Origin of the sequence: Pseudomonas sp. PDM26 (genome assembly GCF_019219185.1) — a bacterium.
Taxonomy (GTDB): domain Bacteria; phylum Pseudomonadota; class Gammaproteobacteria; order Pseudomonadales; family Pseudomonadaceae; genus Aquipseudomonas.
In genome coordinates this window covers 66,225-83,511 of the sequence record NZ_JAHUWC010000016.1, presented here as the reverse complement: position 1 = coordinate 83,511, position 17,287 = coordinate 66,225, and the positions used below count along the sequence as shown (strand labels likewise).

Sequence of the window (17,287 nt, the reverse complement as noted above, 5' to 3'; positions counted from 1 at the left end):
CAATCACCAGCTTGCAAGAATTTCGGGCAAGCCGAATCCGTTGCAGCAGGCCTTGCAATGCAGGGCCTACTACACGTCGTTGCTGGAGATATGAGCTAGTGAGCTTTGCCGGTCGCCGTCACGGGTGTCTGGCTCTGCCCATACCACGCGATGACAGCGAAACATGCCAGCGGTACATAGAACGCCGTAGCAATCCCAAAGTGATCAGCAAGTGCCCCCATCAGCAGTGGAACGAAAGCACCACCCACAAGGGTCATCACTAGGCACGAACCGGCTTTCTTGGTTTGTGTACCGAGCCCCCGAATGCCCATCGCGAAGATCGTTGGATACATCACCGACATGAAGAGATAGATGGCGGTGACCGCGAAGATCGAGATCCGCTCAAATCCGGCGATGGCAACGATGCACAGGATCATGCTCACCAAGCTGTTGAGGATCAGTATTGAACGTGCAGGGACATAACGCATTACCCATGTCCCGGCGAATCGGCCGATCATGTAGGCGAGCATCCCGAGCGAAAGCAGGAAGGATGCTTTCTGAACGGAAATTCCGTGCCAGTGATCAATCGCGTAGTTGATGAAGAACGCACCAATTCCGACGTAAGCACCGACGTTGCAGAACTGGGCGACCAGCGCACCTGTGAAGTTGCTCTTCTTCCAGAGGCTTACTTCACCCCCATCTGGGATCAGTACATCAGAGGCTTTTTCGCTGCGAATTTCGGGAAGCTTAATTCGAGCAAAGGCGACAAACATCAACATCACGATGACGGCCAACGCCGCATAAGTCACCGAAACCAGATCAACGCGGCTTCCGTTGAGTTCAACGGGTGGGGCGAAGAAGACCGCGCCACCAATGACCGGCCCGATGAACGCCCCCAGACCGTTGAACGACTGAGCGAATGTCAGACGTTGTTCTGATTTTGCAGGATCGCCAAGTGCTGCCGCATACAGGTTTGCGGCAGTCTCCAGACAGCCTAAACCGCAGGCCAGAACAAACAGTGCAACCAGAAATGGCGTAAAAGTTCCGACCATCGAAGCCGGAATGAACAGCAGTGCCCCGAAGGCGAATAATGCAAGCCCTGCCAGAATCCCTGCCTTGTAGCCAAAACGCTCCATGAACAGGCCGACCGGCAGGGCAATGATGAAGTACGCCCCGAAGTAGGCTGTTTGAACCAATCCTGACTGCGCACGAGATATATGGAGGGTGTCTTGGAAGTGCTTGTTCAGCACGTCGAGAAGTCCATGTGAGAGGCCCCACATGAAAAATAAACTTGTCACGAAAATAAACGCTAGCCGGGTCGAGGAAAGCTTTTCGTGGTTATGGGCCAGCCCAGTTAGGGCTTTCGTATCTGTGTTCATGACCGGTACCTTTGTATGTTTTGTTAACCGTCATCAGTGCACGCCAGGCGATGTTGAAATCCTGGTCTAGGGCCAAATGCCACAGCCCTTGCAACTACGTTTTGCTACGTCAACTTCAAGCATCCTTTTTTGTTCCTGGTGCACCGTAAGGCGGAGCCCCATACAGGGTTTGGGGCTCACGCCTTGGAACGATTAGTCGTTCCCTACCCGCACAACCTTGCCCGTCTCAGCCGACTCAGTGGCGCAGTTCGCCAAGCGAAGCGCCAAGAGACCATCGCGTGGTGTTGCTGGCATCGGACTGTTGCTTTCGAGCGCGTCCAGGAAGCTGTTGAGCTCGATCTTGTAAGAGTCGGCGTGACGCTCCAGGAAGAAATTGAGGAGAGGATCAGCCACGTCAGTGGCCTCGGCGCCGAAACGGCGGACGCTGTTCGAACGATGGTTCTCGTTCAGCAGCATGCCCTTGGAACCAGAAACTTCCAGGCGCTGATCAAAGCCATACACGGCCTCACGGCAACAGTTGATGTGGCATTGGCGACCAGAAGCGGTACGCATCAGCACCATCACACTGTCATAGTCCGGAATAGATTCGAGCGACGGATCGACCAGTCGGCTTCCGACCGCAAAAACCTCAATTGGCTCCTCGCCAAGCAGGCTCCGAGCCATGTCGAAGTCGTGAATGGTCATGTCACGGAATATTCCTCCGGACGATTCCAGGTATGCCCTCGCAGCCAGCGCCGGGTCACGACTGGTGATGATGACTTGTCGAACCACCCCGATTTCACCATCGTCGATTGCACGACGAAGACGCAGGTAGTCGGGGTCGAATCGACGATTGAACGCCAGCATCACACGACCATTGAGGCGTTCGAGCTCTTCGACAGCAGCCTTCGCGCGTTCGTAATCCATGTCGATCGGCTTTTCGCAGATCACTGGCTTGCCGAGCTTTACAGCGCGGAGCATCAACTCGATATGAAATTCTGTAGGCGTGCCGATAAACACTGCATCGACGTCTTCACGATCAACGGCCGATGCATAGTCGTAGGCTGCTTCGCAACCCAGTTGCTTAGCCAGCGCGTCGACACCTTCTTTCCACGGGTCAGCTACCACAACAAGTTTGGTGCGAGGATTGGTAGCGACGTTGGCGGCGTGGATTTTTCCGATACGTCCAGCACCCAAAACAGCAATACGTAACATGATGGTTCTTCCCTCGACAGCCTGGCTGCCTGTTATTTTTAGGTAGGGACGCGGGAGACATTTTCCCCCGCGCAGCAACACGCAGATCTGCTCGTGTTACTTGAACTGAGAAATGGTGGTTTCGTAGGTACGCTGAGCCATTTCTTGGAGAGGCAACTTGCGCACCACTTCGGAAAGCACTTCCACACCCCACGGGCCGGTGTAACCAGTGGCCTGGACTGCTTTAATGAAACCAGGAATGTCCAACACACCTTCGCCTGGCAGGCGGCGGCGATGGATGGTGTCTTGCCACAGAGGCTCTACGGCATATTTATCGGCGTCGTCCAGCTCGATAGAGCCGATGAACTTGCCGGGGATACGGGCGATGTCGGCAAAGTCAACGCCGCCGCGAGCGAGGTGCCAGATGTCCAGCAGCAGTTTGCCGTTGTCGTGGTTAGCGCCTTGCACCAATGCCAGTGCGGTGTCGATGGTGCGCACGTTACTGAATGGCATGATTTCCAAAACGATGTTAGTGCCATAAGACTTCGCTTCTTCACTGAGCTGAGCGAAGTGTTCGACCATCAGAGGAATATCGGCATGCTCTTCATTCAGGCCAGGCGCGGTTTTAACAGCGCGTGCACCCAACTCCTGAGCGGCATTGAATAGCTCAGCACGCATTTTGTTGGAAGCACGACGCAGCTCGCCATCCTTGTACCAGTCGGTGAGGAATTCGAATTCAACATGCTTGATGCCGTTAGCTTCGAGGATGTGACGCATTTCCCGGAAGCCAATCCGATCGACGGTGGACATCAAATCGACATGGATGAGGCCTACACCTTTGTAACCAGCCTCAGCAGCGGCCTCTACACGGTCGCGGAATGCAAACGGGCTGATCTCAGTAGGGCCAAATGGGTACACGTCACCCGAGAGCGTGAAGTACGCCGCCAGCAGTTCTACATTTTGATTGCTCATTTAAATCTCCTGATAAGCAGTTACTGTGTTTTAGGTAGTTGCACTACCAAAGGGCGGATTCAGTACCGGCAGAGTGCTTGGCAGCTGCCAAACTCCAGGTCGGCAAAACTCCAGAGGAAAAACCGCAACCGAAGCGCGGTGACATAGCGATCGCTAGCCGCCAGCGCTGCGATTGCGAAAGAAATGAAGGGACTATTGGAGAGGAGCTACGATCAGGCGCTGGCAAGCGGGAACAATCGCCCTCTGTCGAGCAACACTCGGTCAACACGATTGACATGCTTTTGATTGCAAACGGAATCTGCTGATCTCGGTACGAACGGCTCAGGGAGAGCGAAGCAGCAGCGAGAAAGTGCGTAAATAGGGCAAGGAGAAAGTGCATAGCTAAGTCTCCGTTCTTGTTCTGTGCAGCCTAGGTGGCTGTCATTTTGGAACGATCTTAGACATGCGTTTTCAGGTATAAAAGACCAGAAAGAGAAATCTCTTTTCCACCTAGTGGAAGAATCTGCTTGGTGAATCTTGCTGGGCAGCTCACCTATCCTTCCACAATCACCTCTGACATAGGTGGTAAGACGGATATAGAGAACACCTGCTTTATTGAACAAGCATTATTTCACCCATGAAATAAAGAATTCCATTCAAGAGGTTTTATATCCAAGATTGTAAATATAGGCTTGATTGTGAGCGTCGACCGAAGGACAACAGTTATCCGACGGCAACGCAACGCGGGGCATTCCAAGTACTCGCTCAATGCCCCGCCATACAAAAGAGGCCGAGCATGAAGAACCATAATGAAGTTGAAAATCTGATTCGTGCACTCGAAGACAAACGCTATGACGCCATCCTGGCTGGTGATTTCGAGGCATTCCGTGCGTTCGCACATCCTGACCTGAGCTATGCCCATTCCAACGGCGTCGTCGATACGCTTGAGAGCTACCTCAACAAGTGCCTGAACGGATTCTACGTCTACCACCGCATCGAACACCCAATTCAAAGCATCAAGGTGGTCGGGGACATCGCACTCGTATTCGGTGAAATGAATGGCGAGATCACATCGGGCGGCATCGCAAAAACCCTACGTAACAAGGCTCTCGCCGTCTGGGAGCAGCGTAAAGGTGAGTGGAAGCTGATTGCCTATCAGCCAACCCCTATCCCGAGCTAAAGCCAGCCCCATCGGCGAAAACAAAGCGATAGGTGCCACGCACACCGCCTGCTTCTGCGCCCCCCTTCCATCGACAGGAACCCATTCATCATCATGAAGAATTTCACCTATACCGGTTTGCCCGCCCGAGTGATTTTTGGCAAAGGATCCCTGCAGCAACTTGAGGCCGAAATCGATCGCTTAGGCTCTCGTCGTGCACTCGTACTCTCCACGCCGGAACAGCGTGATCAGGCTGAACGCATTGCGAAAATCCTCGGCGAACGTGCCGCAGGCATTTTCGATAAAGCAGTCATGCACGTGCCGATCGAGACTGCACGCGAAGCCAGAGAGATTGCCAGAGAGCTGGGAGCCGATTGCGCAGTTGCCATCGGTGGCGGTTCGACCACAGGCCTGGGCAAAGCCATTGCGCTTGAGTCTGGGTTACCGATTCTGGCGATTCCAACTACGTATGCTGGATCAGAAATGACACCCGTTTATGGGCTCACTGAAAACGGCATCAAGAAAACCGGCAAGGATCCCCGCGTCCTTCCAAAGACAGTGATTTACGACCCTGAACTGTCCGCAACATTGCCTGTTGGCCTGTCGCTAATGAGCGGCATGAACGCGATTGCCCACGCGGCTGAAGGCCTTTACGCACAGGATGGCAATCCGGTCATGTCACTCATCGCCGAGGAAGGCATTCGGGCAATGGCTGAAGGTTTGGAGCAAGTGACCAACGCCCCCGATGATCTGGATGCCCGCAGCGACTGTCTCTACGGCGCCTGGTTGTGCAGTACCGTGCTGGGGAACGTGGGAATGGCACTTCACCATAAGTTGTGTCACACACTGGGCGGAAGCTTCAACCTGTCTCATGCCCAAACACATACCGTCGTGTTGCCTCATGCGATTTCGTATAACGCTAGCGCAGCACCGGATGCGGCCGCTCGTATCGTTCGAGCACTGCGCGTCAAGCACAACTCTGCGGGGGGAGCGCTGTACGACCTGGCTGAGAAGCTCGGCGCCCCAATGACTCTTCGTGAACTGGGGCTGACAGAAGAAGACCTTGACCGGGCAACTGAAATCGCCCTGTCCAATCCTTACTGGAACCCTCGCCCTATCGAGCGTGAGGGTATCCGTCAGTTGCTTCAGAACGCTTACGAGGGCAAACGCCCCGAATAAAAGTTGACCTTAACCTCGGCTCGGTCGCTGGGTGCGAGCCGAGGTTTTTTCAACTAGTCCAGTAACGCTCATAATCATTTTTCTTGAAGTTATCCAATAGAAAATCGATGAAGAGCCTCGTCTTGGCCGGCATGTAACGTCGATCCTGAAATGCCAGGTTGATGGTAAGCCGGGGGAGATCCCAATCATCCAGGACAGACACCAGCCTGCCCGCCACCAAGTCGTCATAAACGATGTATTTGGGCTGCACGAGAATCCCGGCTCCCGCCAGGGCCGCCGCACGCACAATCTGCCCATCGTTTGTTTCCAGCGCAGGTTGCACCTTGATGGTCTCTCGCTCAGTCCCCTTGCTGAACTCCATCGTGTTCGGATGGTTAGCAAGGCTGTAGATCAGCACATCATGGTTTGCGAGGTCTTGCACTGAGGTAGGCACGCCCTTGCGCTTGAGGTATTTGGGTGACGCCGCCAGTACCCTTCTTGTATCTGCCAATTTGCGGATGGTGATGCTGGAGTCAGCCTCGAATTCCCGTGCACGAATCGCCAGGTCGATTTCACTGTCGATAATGTCGTAGTAACGGTTGGCCCCGACGATCTTGACCTTTATTCCCGGGTACAGGCGCTGGAATTCGGGAACCAAAGGTGCGAGGTGCAACATGGAAAAGGAAATGGTCGCGGTTATAGTCAGTGTGCCCGTGGGTTCAACCAGTGCCGCACTCACCGTGGCCTCAGCCTCGCCAAGTTCAGCGAGCAGGTTTTTGCACCGCGCATAGAAATCATGACCGGCATTCGTAAGCGATAAGCGCCGTGTGTTTCGCTCGACCAAACGAACCTTCAGCCTGTTTTCCAAGGCCGCCAGATGCCGACTTGCAGCGGCATTTGAAATATCAAGCTTCTCAGCCGCCTTGCTCAGCGTACCCAGTTCCGCAGTGTGGACAAACAGCTCTAGCTCTGTGAATCGATCCATCAGCACATATCCCGAAAGGTGGCTGGGTTTTTCATAGGTGAAATAAAGATTTTCATTTTGAGTATTTTATTCCACCTTTCAGCACTTTAGCGTAGTCCAATGAATTCGGGAACAAGCTTCTGCCCATAGCACGTGGCTGTCTCCCAAAGGCGAAGGCTGGCAGCACCTCCTTCTCCCACCACAAATAAAAATACAGGGAGCACTCCCATGCGAAACCTAGATGAGCAGACAATCACCCGAGCCGTTCTGGAGCGAAACTGCGGTACAGAAGACCGTCGACTTCACGAGATCATGACGTCTCTCGTACAGCACCTTCACGCGTTCGCCCGCGAGACCAAGCTGACAGAGGAAGAGTGGGAAAAGGGTATCGAGTTCCTGACAGCAGTCGGTCAAATATGCACCCCAACTCGCCAGGAATTCATTTTGCTCTCGGACACCTTGGGGTTGTCCACGCTTGTCACCGCACAGAACCACAAGAAGCCTGCTGGGTGTACCGAAGCGACCGTGTTCGGCCCCTTTCACGTGGCCGATGCCCCTCACTACGATTTGGGGGAGGACATCAGTGGTGGCCTGCCTGGTACACCCTGGTTCGTCAAAGGCAAGGTACGAACCACCGATGGCACCCCGATTCCCAACGCCACGATTGAAGTCTGGCAAGCAGACGAAGCTGGTTTCTATGACGTCCAGAAGCCTGATCTGGATAACTACCAAGGCCGGGCAATCATCCAGGCGGACGCACAGGGTCTCTACCACTTCAAGTCGATCGTGCCCGAGTGTTATCCAATTCCCCACGACGGCCCTGTTGGCAAGATGCTGGAGGCGTTGAACCGTCATCCATGGCGTCCAGCACACCTGCATTTCATGATCACCGCTCCAGGTTTCCAGAGACTCGTCACTCATGTGTTTCGTGAAGGAGGCGACTATCTGGACTCAGACGCCGTGTTCGGCGTTCGCTCTTCGCTTATTGCCGAATGGGTTCCACACGAAAGCGGCCTAGACCCTTACGGCAAACAAATCGACTCTCAGTATTACACCCTGGAGTTCGACTTTATTCTGCACCACGCCTAGCCGCGCGGAGTTCATTGAGTGAAGGTCTGCATGGTTTTGTAGACCATTGCGCCTGTTTACCAATTTACCTCGGAGAGGAATATGCAACCGGTCAAACACATCGTCATGTGGAATCTGCGCGGTGAAAGTGAAGTGGAGCGTTCCAGCAACATCGAAAAACTGAAGTCGGCATTTGAAAGCATTCGGACAGAAATTCCCGGTTTGCGAACTTTGGAAATCGGAGTCGATTTCAGCAAGATCGATTATGCATGCGATGTGGTTCTCTATTCCGAGTTTGACTCAGTGGAAGCACTAGAGGGATACGCAAGCCATCCTGCTCACCTGCGAGTTCGTGAGGAACTCGGAAATCTGCGCATTACAAGGCATCAAGTGGACTACTACATCTAGGCACACAGGCTGCCTTGTGCGGCTGGAACGCCTTTCCACTCAGTTTCTCCATCAAATAAAAAGAATCAGGAACAGTGGCGTGAACACACCGCTCCCCTACGAGCATCTCCCTCTGCCCGATTCTTTAGTGCCGCGCTGTGCACTTGGTGGAGCGATGCCCCACCAGCGCCACACTCAAATTGCAGCATGAAGGGTGTCGACGACCGGAGGTAGTAAAGCTCTGCCTTTCTCCGCTCCCGAATACACGCTCTGGATTTTCTGTCTCAGAGCTACCGGAGCCTGACTGACTCCTGCACTCCTACCTGGCGAAGACGTTGCACTCAACTTCCCGGCTTAAAAAGGTATCCAATTATGAAAACAAACCTTGCTGGCAAAGTCGTTCTGATTACCGGCGCGGCAAAAGGGATCGGCCGCTCAACCGCGCTAGCATTCGCGGCAGAAGGCAGCCATCTGGCCCTGCTGGATTGGGACGCCGACGCTCTCTCAGAGCTGAAAGCGGACACTGAAGCGCTGGGCGCTACGGTAGCCATTGCGAAAGCCGATCTCAGCACCCTGACCGGCGTGAACGAGGGCATCGATCGTGTTCTCGCTGCCTATGAAGGAAAAGTCGACGTCCTGGTGAACAACGTCGGATCGGGCGCGGTGCGAATGTTCGATGACCTCACGGATGAAGATTGGGAAGCAACCATGCAACTCAACTTCATGAGTTACGTCCGTGCTTGCCGCAAAGTCCTGCCGACCATGCGAGCTCAAAAAAGCGGTGTGATCATCAATAACGCATCCGACCTCGCCAGACAGCCAGAGCCCTGCCCCCTGGACTATGCCGCCTCGAAAGCAGCTGTCTTGGCTGTCACGAAAGGGCTGGCTCGCAGTGAAGGCCCGCACATCCGTGTAAACGCGGTAGCTCCAGGCCCGATCTGGACACCGTTCTGGACAAAGTCAGGTGGCTTTGCCGAAACGATGGGCAAAGTTCATGGCATGGAACCCCAGTTGGCCGTCGAGCACGAACTCTCTCTTCGCCAGCTCCCGCTCGACCGTCTCGGTACGCCTGAAGAAGTTGCGAACGTCATTGTCTTCATGGCATCCGACCTCGCCTCCTTCGTGACATCGAGCGTCTGGGGTGTGGATGGCGGCAGCATCCGCTCGGTAATTTGATCACACCCTCCCAAGCTCAACGGAATGAATCGCCCCACCGGTACAGGGTGGAACAGCAAGTGCGCACAACGAGGAGTCAAAAATGTCACAGAAAATCACCAGCGAAACCAAGCTAGGCGTAGCGTGCCTGGGCATCACCCACCCCCACACGTCCGGACGCGTGAAGGCGTTTCAGCGCATGCCCAATGTGCAATTTCTTGGCGCGTATGATGACAGCCCTTTGCTAGAACCGTTCGTGGACGCACTCGGGTTACAAGCGCGCAGCAAAGAGGAAATCCTGAACGATCCGAATGTACACATCGTCCTGGTGCACCCAAAAAGCTATCTAATGGCTGACTGGACGATCGAAGCACTCGAAGCGGGAAAAGCCGTACTCTGCGAGAAACCAGCAGGGCGCCGCTCAGAAGACACCGCTAGGATCATAGAAGCGGTGCAGCGCACCGGCAACTTGTTCCAGGTTGGGTATTGCTGGAGGTTCACACCTTCAGTGGAGAAAATGCAGGAGGTTTTGCAGAGCGGAGAAATAGGCAAGGTTCTCCAGGTGCGTGCTCATGCCGGGTGCTCACATGAGGAAGCCGATACGAATCACATGAAGCAGCCAGGTGACCTTGGCGGCGCTTTTTACGTAATCGGATGCCACACGATTGACCGCATTCTTCTCCACTTTGGCATGCCCAAGTCGGTCAACGCGCGTATCACCAAATTCGAAGGACAGATGAGCGACTCTGCGCGTGAGGACGCCGCCGCAGCAGTACTCAACTATGACGACAAGATCGTAACGATCGACTTCACATCCTGGGATCCCATGCCTTGGACTGAGAGCTGGGATATCACCGCTTACGGCACACATGGCGTGATGCACTCAACGCCCATGCCTGCGTCCTACAAGCTCTACCATGACGGTAAATTTGGCTATCCACAGGGTTGGACACACTGGAACGAAACAAGCTTTCCGGAGATATGGGCAGTGCGCAAAACAGTGTACTCACCCGAGATCGCTGAGATTGGTAACCCCGTGTATTTCGATCGAGAGGCCGCAGCCTTCGTCAACTCCCTAAGAAACGGATTGCCATCCCAAGTCCCCGCCACGCAGGCCCACAACATCAACGTGATCCTCGAAGCGCTTTTCGAGTCGGCAGCCCAACGCGGACAAGAAGTGATGCTCAGTTAGATCAGCCCCTCACTCCCAGTCGTGCTCGTCACGACTAGGGAGATGCTGGTTATTTTCATTGAGAGCACAACAGTATTTTTCTCTGCTGAGCTCAGCAGACTCAAGCAAAAAAGTCGCGTTCGCACCCGAATCTGGTTCGCGCATCCGTAATCTCTCGCTTTGAGTAGTAGAGGCATGCGCGACACATGGAGTAGCTATGTGTAACAAACACAAGATGAAAGCGCTCTTGATGAGTGGCCCTTCTCAACTCAACTTGGGTGAGGTCGACGCGCCGGTAACCAAGCCCGGAGAGATCATCGTCAAAACTGCGTATGTTGGCATTTGCGGCACTGACTCCCATCTGTATTCGGGAAACAGTTTCTATATTGAAAAGGGCTACATTCAATATCCGTTTATCTTCGGACACGAATACACCGGCATAGTGGTTGCAGTTGGCGAAGGCGTCAAACACCCGCAAATTGGTGCCCGCGTGGTCGGCCACAGCATGGTTCCATGTCTAAAATGTGACCGATGTCAGCGAGGAAAACGACAACAATGCCGAAACCTCAAGGAAGTTGGCCAGCGTTTTATGCCCGGAGCTGCTGCTGACTACATCGCAGTTCCGGACTATGCGGTAACAGTCGTTCCCGGTGACGTCTCGTTGAAATCAGCCACCCTTACCGAACCGATGGTCAGCGCATACAGCGCGTGTGCTCGCACTCAGATCAACATGACTGACAGAGTCGCCGTGATCGGCTCAGGCACCTTGGGCCTTATGAGCCTGCTCGTGGCAAAACAGACCGCCCGTACAGTCGATGTGATTGGTCTTGCTGAGTCAGAACTCCAGTTTGCACTTGAACTGGGGGCAACACATGTTCTGTCCCCGAAAAAAGCTCAGCGTAATAACTACGACGTTGTCATCGAAACCTCCGGCACAGGGTCGGCTATGAGCCTGGCGTGCGACATCGCTGATATGGGCGCTCGGCTCGCGCTTATAGGGCTTGCAAGCGCACCTTCGAAGAATGTGAACCAGGCAGACATTGCGTTAAAAGATCTGACAATTCATGGCATTTTGCACGGCATTGATTGTTATGGCGAAACGCTCAGCCTTTTTGCCAGAGGGAAAATCGATCCGGAACGGCTAATCGCGCAAATAGCTCCCCCTGAGTCAGCGGTGACGCTGCTCGAACGCATGAATGAGTCAGGCCAAACAGCTCCGAAGTTCCTGATCCAGTTTGCTGGTGAGTAAAGTAGAACTGGATTGTTATCGACGTCGTACGAAAAATCCGTTTGCGTACGTCACTCGATCACCTGGCCGTTAGCTCACTATCCCATTCCGTCGGCTTTCATTGAACGCACGACAAATCCCAACTTCATTGCCCTTCAATTCAATCGACGCGAAACATCAATCCAACGCGCCTCGTTCAGCTCGAACCACCAGTTCGTCCACCACCCGCCGAACCTTGGGCAGCAGGTGACGCGTCTGTGGCCAGACTGCATGAATTTCTACATCTCCAGGGCTGTATTGCTCTAAAACTGGCACCAGACGTCCAGCCTGGAGATGGTCGCGTACCAGAGAGCTGGGCATCTGACAGATGCCGTGACCAGCGACTGTCATGGCAACGATCGCGTCACCGTCACCCACTTCATGGGTACCCGGAGGAATGATCCTCGTGAGTTGTCCAGCATTATCAAGAACACTCCAGCTCAGCCGCTGCCCTTTCCGGTAATTCACGATGCAGCTGTGGTTCTGCAAGTCCTCCAGTGACTCAGGACAGCCGCGCTTTTCAAGATACCGTGGCGCAGCACAAATGATCTGCTTTTGAACCGTTAAACGGCGCGCTACGAGGCCGCTGGAGTCCTTCAGCGTTCCGAATCGAATGCTCAGATCAATGCCCTCTTCAATCAGATCGATCACATGGTCTGTGAAGGTCACTGTCAGCTTGAGCTCGGGATTGGTGTCGATGATGTCCAGCAATACTGGAAGGACAATACTTCGCCCATAGGCTGCAGGAAGATCGATCCTGAGGCGTCCGCTGGGCGTTTGCTGATGGCTGGTCAAGAACGCTTCCGCTGCCAGAATCTCGTCCAAAGCCACTGAGCAGCTAGCAAAGTAAGCCTCGCCATCCACCGTGAGTCCGAGGCTACGAGTGGTGCGGTGGAACAGCTTGCAACCGAGCCGTTCTTCCAATTTCGCGATGCTTTTCCCCACCGCCGATTTAGTGATGCCAAGGCGATCTGCCGCAACGGTAAAACTTCCCGCACGGGCTGCCGCAACAAAAATCATGACACCACTGAGGGCTTGTTCGACCTGTGCCATTGTCCACCTTTAGTCAACTCTATAAGGAGTTTTATGTAGTTTATCACACCGAATCTCTACCTTAATCTGATCCCACGTTGATTCACAACCTAGATACAGAGGATTCGAGATGACTACTCAAAACATTGAACTGTTGGCAGCCTACTGGACAATTGCCGGCGATATTTACCCGATGGGCCCAAGCGAAGTCAGCCCATTTTCCTTCAAGGATCGTATGGAGGCTGCCGCGAATGCAGGCTTCAAAGGTATCGGCCTGGTTCACAATGGGATGATGGATACGGTCGACAAGATCGGCTTCCCGGCCATGAAGCAGATCCTGCAAGACAACGGTATCAAACACGTTGAGCTGGAGTTCCTGGTTGACTGGTACCACAGCGGTGAGCGCCGTCGTCAGTCGGACAAGGTGCGCCAAGAGCTGATTCACGCCGCCAAAGAACTGGGCGCTCGCTCCATCAAGATTGGCCCTGGTATTGGCGAAGACGTCGCAGATATCAAGTTGATGATCAAAGAGTTCACCCTGCTCTGCCAACAAGCAGCAGAGGTCGGTGTGAACATCGTACTGGAGATCATGCCTTTCAGTAACGTCCGCACGGTAGAGACCGCACTGGCCATCGTGCAAGGCGCGAATCAGCCTAACGGTGGCATTCTCCTGGACATCTGGCACCTAAACCGTGGCGGCGTCGATTTCAGCGAAATCGCCAAAATCCCTGCACGCTTCATCAAGTCGATCGAGCTCAACGACGCCCACAAATATGCCGTAGAACCACTGTGGATGGATACCATTCACAAGCGCTGCTTGCCAGGTGAAGGTGTGTTCGACGTGCCGGCTTTCATCAAAGCAGTCCAGGCGGCTGGCTACGAAGGCCCATGGGGTCTGGAAATCCTTTCTGACGTTGAGCGCAAGCTTCCACTGGAAATCATGGCCAACCGCGCCTTCCAGGCGACCATCAAACAGTTCGATAAGTAAGTTTGAGCCGTGATGCCGAGCTTTTAATCATCAATGGCTGAAAGCCGGTTGTTCATCTCTTCACTGGAGCTTGAAACCATGAGCACTGAAAAAACCCTCGAAGTCATTCGCAATTTGTTCGCAAAGATTTCCAGTGGCCAAAGCCCAGAATCTATTTCAGAGAGCTTTTGCCCAAACGTTGATTGGAGCATCCCCGGCGCGCCAGATATCGCCCCTTGGGTTGGAGAGCGTAAAGGTCGTCAGGCGGTAGCCGCGTTTTACCGAGACTTCGGCCAATACCTTCAGCCAATCAGCTTCGATATCACCACGGTGATGGCCGAGCATGAGCGCGGCGTCGCTCTCGGCTCGCTGGAGTGCAAGGTGCTGCGCACCGGTAAGACGATTACGAGTGAGTTTGCGATCGAATTTGAGGTCACCGACGATCTGATCACTCGCTATCGCTTCTTCGAAAACTCCTACGGCGTTGCAATAGCGGCCCAATGACTGTCGCCATGGACTTGGTTCGGGCTTTTGGCTTTTGGATTTTGCACTCGCCGTCCAACCACTCCAGGTGCAGCTCTACTGCGAGCACCCACATGCAGTGTGGGGCAGGAACAAGCTTGATGGCCTGACTTTCCTGAGGTCACTGATCACTTATCCCCGCACCGCTAATCCACAAGTCATCTGCACCCACCAGAACTACAGATAGGACTTCAACATGGAAGCACAGCATTTCGTCGCACTCCTCGGCAGCCTGAGAAAGGCCTCGTACCACGGCACTCTGGCTCGCTCGCTGCAGTCGCTGGCTCCAGAGGGGGTATCAATCGAACTCCTCGGCCCAATCCAAGAAATTCCACATTACGATGCGGACGTTCAGGCCGAAGGCTTCCCAGACTCCGTAGTCCGGATGGGCCAGTCCATCAAACAAGCTGACGCAGTCATCATCGTAACCCCGGAGTACAACTACTCCGTACCAGGGGCGCTGAAGAACGCCTTGGATTGGATATCTCGCCTTCCTGAGACACCTTTTGCAGGCAAGCCGGTGGCGATCCAGAGCGGATCGCCTGGCATGATCGGTGGTGCAAGAGCGCAATATCATCTGCGCCAGATTTTGGTATTCCTCGACGCGATGGTGCTAAACAAGCCTGAGATCATGATCAGCCAAATCCCCGCAAAGGTTGACCAGGAGCTAGGACAAATTACTGACGAAGCGACTAAGAAACTTATCGCCTCCCAGCTGACGGCGCTCAGCCGAACTGTTGGCATGCACAGGGCTTGATGGGCCTGTAGCCAATGCGAAACATTAATCCGAGTACCGGTAGTTGCTTAGTTAGTGCAGTTGCAACACCGAAGTAAGCATTGCATAAATCAGGAGCACCATGACAGCTCTCTCCATTCTTGACCTCGTACCTATTAATGCCGGCAGCACTCTTGCGCAGACCTACGCGAACTCGGTAAAGCTGGCTCAGCACGTCGAGCAATGTGGCTTCCGCAGATATTGGCTGGCTGAACACCACAACATGCCAGGGATCGGCTCCTCCTCCACCACCTTGCTCATGAGCCATTTGGCTGCCCACACGAAGTCGATCCGACTTGGCTCGGGGGGGATCATGCTGCCAAACCACGCCCCACTCTTGATTGCCGAACAATTCGGCACCTTGGAAACGCTCTACCCAGGCAGGATTGATCTTGGGGTAGGTCGGGCACCGGGGGCAGACCAAGCTACTACACGAGCGCTGAGAAGGTCGTTAGATGCGCACCCGAACCAGTTTCCAAACGACGTTCTAGAGATTCTCAACTACTTCGAAGGAAAAGGTCATCAAGGTGTACAAGCTGTCCCAGGCGCCGGCCAAAACATCCCAGTCTGGATTTTGGGATCGAGTACATACGGCGCAAGCCTTGCAGCGGAGCTCGGCTTACCCTATGCGTTCGCTTCTCACTTCGCACCGAGGATGATTGAAGAGGCACTATCGGTCTACCGCAGGAAATTCAAACCCTCTCGCCATCTTTCCAAACCTTACGTCATGGCAGGGATCAATGTGTTCGCCGCAGACACTCGGGCAGAGGCTGAAATGATCGCGAGCTCCCACCGTAAATGGGTGGCAGGGGTTCACACAGGTCAGCCAACGCTATTGCCGGCACCTGAAGAAGGCTTCATGGAACGGATATCGCCGAATTTACGCCAGAGCTTGGAGCAAGAGCTCGCATTCACGGCAATAGGCACTTCGGATGACGTCCGTAGCGGCCTTGTGCAGTTTTTAGAATTCACTAAGGCTGACGAGCTCATGATCGACGCCCGGATCTATGATCCACAAGCCCGCTGTCGCTCCTACCAACTTGCAGCAGAGTCCATAGCCGATCTTTTAAGCTAAATCGATGAAGACCTCACTCACGCACAGCTTGAAATATGCTCCCCAGTCGCAGCTGTCGTATGCCAGCTAGCAATGGCTCGACTAAGTGACTAATCGCTCCTCCCTCATTCAAAGAGTCCTGCTCAATTACAACAAAGGGCCTCTAATTGGCCCTTGTTTGTACTCAAATTAAAATCACTTGGTCAGCCAGGACTCAACTGTCGCGGAGCCGTGCTCAGCTTTCCATTCCTTCAGAGTCTTGTGATTGCCGCCTTTGGTTTCGACGACTTCGCCGGTGTGAGGATTTTTGTAGATCTTCACTTGGCGTGGTTTACGAGTGCTGGACTTGGACTCGGCTGCTGGTGCGCGACGACCAGACTTCGGATCAAGCAGGTTGATCACGTTCGGCAGGCTGTAGCCGTACTCCGCAAGCAGTGCGCGCAGCTTGGTTTCAAATTCGATTTCCTTCTTGAGGCCAGCGTCGCCTTTCAGCGCCTCGAGAGCTTGGAGCTGTTCGGCAAGGTGCTTTTCCAGTTGGCGGAATTCTGCGAGTTTGGACATGGTAGTTCTCTACGTAGTTAGTCACCTAACAATACACTAAAACGCAAAACTTGAATTTAGAGTCGGGGAGCTCCGTGTTCGCGAGTCGAGGTTCGGGGCCCTGATTTACTCGTCTTCCGCTGAGAGCGGTGAATTGAGGTCAACATCTACCTGACCAACTAGTGAAATGATGCGAGCGACTAGTCGCGTATCCACAGGCAGTAGTCGCTCCGGGTACGCATTGATGTCAGACGCCAGAAGCTCGAGAGTTCTCGATACGGAGAGATGATCTGCCATCGCTTCGGTAAGCACCAGCGCGGTCTCGCTCTGAACGCGGTTCTCAGAAGCGATGATGTGGATACGGGGATCATTCATGATCAACCTTATGCGGTTCGACGTTGCAGGAACTGCGGCAGCTTCCTGCCAAAGTGTTGCTCCGATTGATCGGAGCTTTTGAAAGTGAAAATTATGGCTCAGTAATAATTATGGCTGAGCCATAATTTGGAATAATCCAGTTTTTCCGCTTCCCCACCGTTGGCCGAGTCACCAGCAGTACACTGTCAAAGCTGATCGGCCTACGTCGTAA

At 53.9% G+C, this 17,287-nt stretch carries 18 protein-coding genes; 11 read left to right on the top strand and 7 right to left on the bottom strand.

The features are described 5' to 3' along the window. Positions 1-95: 95 nt before the first annotated feature. From KW849_RS26540 to KW849_RS26530, 3 genes are all read right to left on the bottom strand, one after another. On the bottom strand, positions 96-1,358 hold the full coding sequence (locus tag KW849_RS26540; RefSeq protein WP_218432271.1) for a sugar MFS transporter: 1,263 nt from the start codon (positions 1,356-1,358) through the stop codon (positions 96-98). A 192-nt stretch (positions 1,359-1,550) separates the two neighbouring features. Next, positions 1,551-2,552, bottom strand: a complete 1,002-nt coding sequence (gene iolG / locus KW849_RS26535) for an inositol 2-dehydrogenase (RefSeq protein ID WP_218432267.1) — start codon at positions 2,550-2,552, stop codon at positions 1,551-1,553. A 96-nt stretch (positions 2,553-2,648) separates the two neighbouring features. Next, positions 2,649-3,503, bottom strand: a complete 855-nt coding sequence (locus KW849_RS26530; RefSeq protein WP_218432266.1) for a sugar phosphate isomerase/epimerase — start codon at positions 3,501-3,503, stop codon at positions 2,649-2,651. Between the two features lie 775 nt (positions 3,504-4,278). On the opposite strand from KW849_RS26530, the gene KW849_RS26525 reads away from it, so the two are divergent. After that, the gene (locus tag KW849_RS26525; RefSeq protein WP_218432265.1) at positions 4,279-4,662 is read left to right on the top strand and encodes a nuclear transport factor 2 family protein; all 384 of its coding nucleotides are present in this window, start codon (positions 4,279-4,281) and stop codon (positions 4,660-4,662) included. 93 nt (positions 4,663-4,755) lie between these two features. Next, positions 4,756-5,820 (top strand): maleylacetate reductase, encoded by a 1,065-nt coding sequence (locus KW849_RS26520; protein WP_218432261.1) that lies wholly within the window; start codon positions 4,756-4,758, stop codon positions 5,818-5,820. Positions 5,821-5,869: 49 nt separating this feature from the next. Here KW849_RS26520 and KW849_RS26515 read toward each other — a convergent pair whose 3' ends face one another. Then, the gene (locus tag KW849_RS26515) at positions 5,870-6,784 is read right to left on the bottom strand and encodes a LysR family transcriptional regulator (RefSeq protein ID WP_218432260.1); all 915 of its coding nucleotides are present in this window, start codon (positions 6,782-6,784) and stop codon (positions 5,870-5,872) included. A 207-nt stretch (positions 6,785-6,991) separates the two neighbouring features. Here KW849_RS26515 and KW849_RS26510 point away from each other — a divergent pair, with 207 nt between their 5' ends. From KW849_RS26510 to KW849_RS26490, 5 genes are all read left to right on the top strand, one after another. Then, positions 6,992-7,852: an intradiol ring-cleavage dioxygenase gene (locus KW849_RS26510; protein WP_218432257.1), complete on the top strand. Its 861-nt coding sequence runs from the start codon at positions 6,992-6,994 to the stop codon at positions 7,850-7,852. An 81-nt stretch (positions 7,853-7,933) separates the two neighbouring features. After that, positions 7,934-8,239 carry a Dabb family protein gene (locus tag KW849_RS26505; protein WP_218432256.1) on the top strand — a complete coding sequence of 102 codons (306 nt, stop codon included), beginning with the start codon at positions 7,934-7,936 and terminating at the stop codon, positions 8,237-8,239. 351 nt (positions 8,240-8,590) lie between these two features. Beyond that, on the top strand, positions 8,591-9,394 hold the full coding sequence (locus KW849_RS26500) for an SDR family NAD(P)-dependent oxidoreductase (RefSeq protein WP_218432254.1): 804 nt from the start codon (positions 8,591-8,593) through the stop codon (positions 9,392-9,394). Positions 9,395-9,476: 82 nt separating this feature from the next. Then, positions 9,477-10,565, top strand: a complete 1,089-nt coding sequence (locus tag KW849_RS26495; RefSeq protein ID WP_218432247.1) for a Gfo/Idh/MocA family protein — start codon at positions 9,477-9,479, stop codon at positions 10,563-10,565. A gap of 196 nt (positions 10,566-10,761) precedes the next feature. Then, a complete protein-coding gene (locus KW849_RS26490; protein ID WP_218432242.1) occupies positions 10,762-11,793 on the top strand; it encodes a zinc-binding dehydrogenase in 1,032 nt (343 codons plus the stop codon). A 156-nt stretch (positions 11,794-11,949) separates the two neighbouring features. Here the strand turns inward: KW849_RS26490 and KW849_RS26485 are convergent, their stop codons facing one another. Beyond that, entirely contained in the window at positions 11,950-12,864 is a 915-nt protein-coding gene (locus KW849_RS26485) for a LysR family transcriptional regulator (protein ID WP_218432236.1), read from the bottom strand. A gap of 109 nt (positions 12,865-12,973) precedes the next feature. Between KW849_RS26485 and KW849_RS26480 the strand changes: the two genes are divergently transcribed. From KW849_RS26480 to KW849_RS26465, 4 genes are all read left to right on the top strand, one after another. Beyond that, a complete protein-coding gene (locus KW849_RS26480; protein ID WP_218432235.1) occupies positions 12,974-13,831 on the top strand; it encodes a sugar phosphate isomerase/epimerase in 858 nt (285 codons plus the stop codon). Positions 13,832-13,909: 78 nt separating this feature from the next. Further along, entirely contained in the window at positions 13,910-14,314 is a 405-nt protein-coding gene (locus KW849_RS26475) for a nuclear transport factor 2 family protein (RefSeq protein WP_218432233.1), read from the top strand. Between the two features lie 214 nt (positions 14,315-14,528). After that, a complete protein-coding gene (locus KW849_RS26470) occupies positions 14,529-15,089 on the top strand; it encodes an NADPH-dependent FMN reductase (RefSeq protein ID WP_218432231.1) in 561 nt (186 codons plus the stop codon). 100 nt (positions 15,090-15,189) lie between these two features. Next, complete coding sequence (locus tag KW849_RS26465) at positions 15,190-16,182, top strand: LLM class flavin-dependent oxidoreductase (RefSeq protein WP_218432229.1); 993 nt, start codon at positions 15,190-15,192, stop codon at positions 16,180-16,182. Positions 16,183-16,356: 174 nt separating this feature from the next. On the opposite strand, the gene KW849_RS26460 is transcribed toward KW849_RS26465, so the two are convergent. Both KW849_RS26460 and KW849_RS26455 read right to left on the bottom strand, forming a co-directional pair. Further along, complete coding sequence (locus KW849_RS26460; protein ID WP_218432228.1) at positions 16,357-16,722, bottom strand: histone-like nucleoid-structuring protein, MvaT/MvaU family; 366 nt, start codon at positions 16,720-16,722, stop codon at positions 16,357-16,359. Between the two features lie 105 nt (positions 16,723-16,827). After that, entirely contained in the window at positions 16,828-17,076 is a 249-nt protein-coding gene (locus tag KW849_RS26455) for a type II toxin-antitoxin system PrlF family antitoxin (protein WP_218432398.1), read from the bottom strand. Positions 17,077-17,287: the final 211 nt, after the last annotated feature.

Excerpts from the sequence above, each read along its gene's own strand:
- KW849_RS26540 (WP_218432271.1), bottom strand. The coding sequence starts at position 1,358 with ATGAACACAGATACGAAAGCCCTAACTGGGCTGGCCCATAACCACGAA.
- iolG (WP_218432267.1), bottom strand. The coding sequence starts at position 2,552 with ATGTTACGTATTGCTGTTTTGGGTGCTGGACGTATCGGAAAAATCCAC.
- KW849_RS26530 (WP_218432266.1), bottom strand. The coding sequence starts at position 3,503 with ATGAGCAATCAAAATGTAGAACTGCTGGCGGCGTACTTCACGCTCTCG.
- KW849_RS26525 (WP_218432265.1), top strand. The coding sequence starts at position 4,279 with ATGAAGAACCATAATGAAGTTGAAAATCTGATTCGTGCACTCGAAGAC.
- KW849_RS26520 (WP_218432261.1), top strand. The coding sequence starts at position 4,756 with ATGAAGAATTTCACCTATACCGGTTTGCCCGCCCGAGTGATTTTTGGC.
- KW849_RS26515 (WP_218432260.1), bottom strand. The coding sequence starts at position 6,784 with ATGGATCGATTCACAGAGCTAGAGCTGTTTGTCCACACTGCGGAACTG.
- KW849_RS26510 (WP_218432257.1), top strand. The coding sequence starts at position 6,992 with ATGCGAAACCTAGATGAGCAGACAATCACCCGAGCCGTTCTGGAGCGA.
- KW849_RS26505 (WP_218432256.1), top strand. The coding sequence starts at position 7,934 with ATGCAACCGGTCAAACACATCGTCATGTGGAATCTGCGCGGTGAAAGT.
- KW849_RS26500 (WP_218432254.1), top strand. The coding sequence starts at position 8,591 with ATGAAAACAAACCTTGCTGGCAAAGTCGTTCTGATTACCGGCGCGGCA.
- KW849_RS26495 (WP_218432247.1), top strand. The coding sequence starts at position 9,477 with ATGTCACAGAAAATCACCAGCGAAACCAAGCTAGGCGTAGCGTGCCTG.
- KW849_RS26490 (WP_218432242.1), top strand. The coding sequence starts at position 10,762 with ATGTGTAACAAACACAAGATGAAAGCGCTCTTGATGAGTGGCCCTTCT.
- KW849_RS26485 (WP_218432236.1), bottom strand. The coding sequence starts at position 12,864 with ATGGCACAGGTCGAACAAGCCCTCAGTGGTGTCATGATTTTTGTTGCG.
- KW849_RS26480 (WP_218432235.1), top strand. The coding sequence starts at position 12,974 with ATGACTACTCAAAACATTGAACTGTTGGCAGCCTACTGGACAATTGCC.
- KW849_RS26475 (WP_218432233.1), top strand. The coding sequence starts at position 13,910 with ATGAGCACTGAAAAAACCCTCGAAGTCATTCGCAATTTGTTCGCAAAG.
- KW849_RS26470 (WP_218432231.1), top strand. The coding sequence starts at position 14,529 with ATGGAAGCACAGCATTTCGTCGCACTCCTCGGCAGCCTGAGAAAGGCC.
- KW849_RS26465 (WP_218432229.1), top strand. The coding sequence starts at position 15,190 with ATGACAGCTCTCTCCATTCTTGACCTCGTACCTATTAATGCCGGCAGC.
- KW849_RS26460 (WP_218432228.1), bottom strand. The coding sequence starts at position 16,722 with ATGTCCAAACTCGCAGAATTCCGCCAACTGGAAAAGCACCTTGCCGAA.
- KW849_RS26455 (WP_218432398.1), bottom strand. The coding sequence starts at position 17,076 with ATGAATGATCCCCGTATCCACATCATCGCTTCTGAGAACCGCGTTCAG.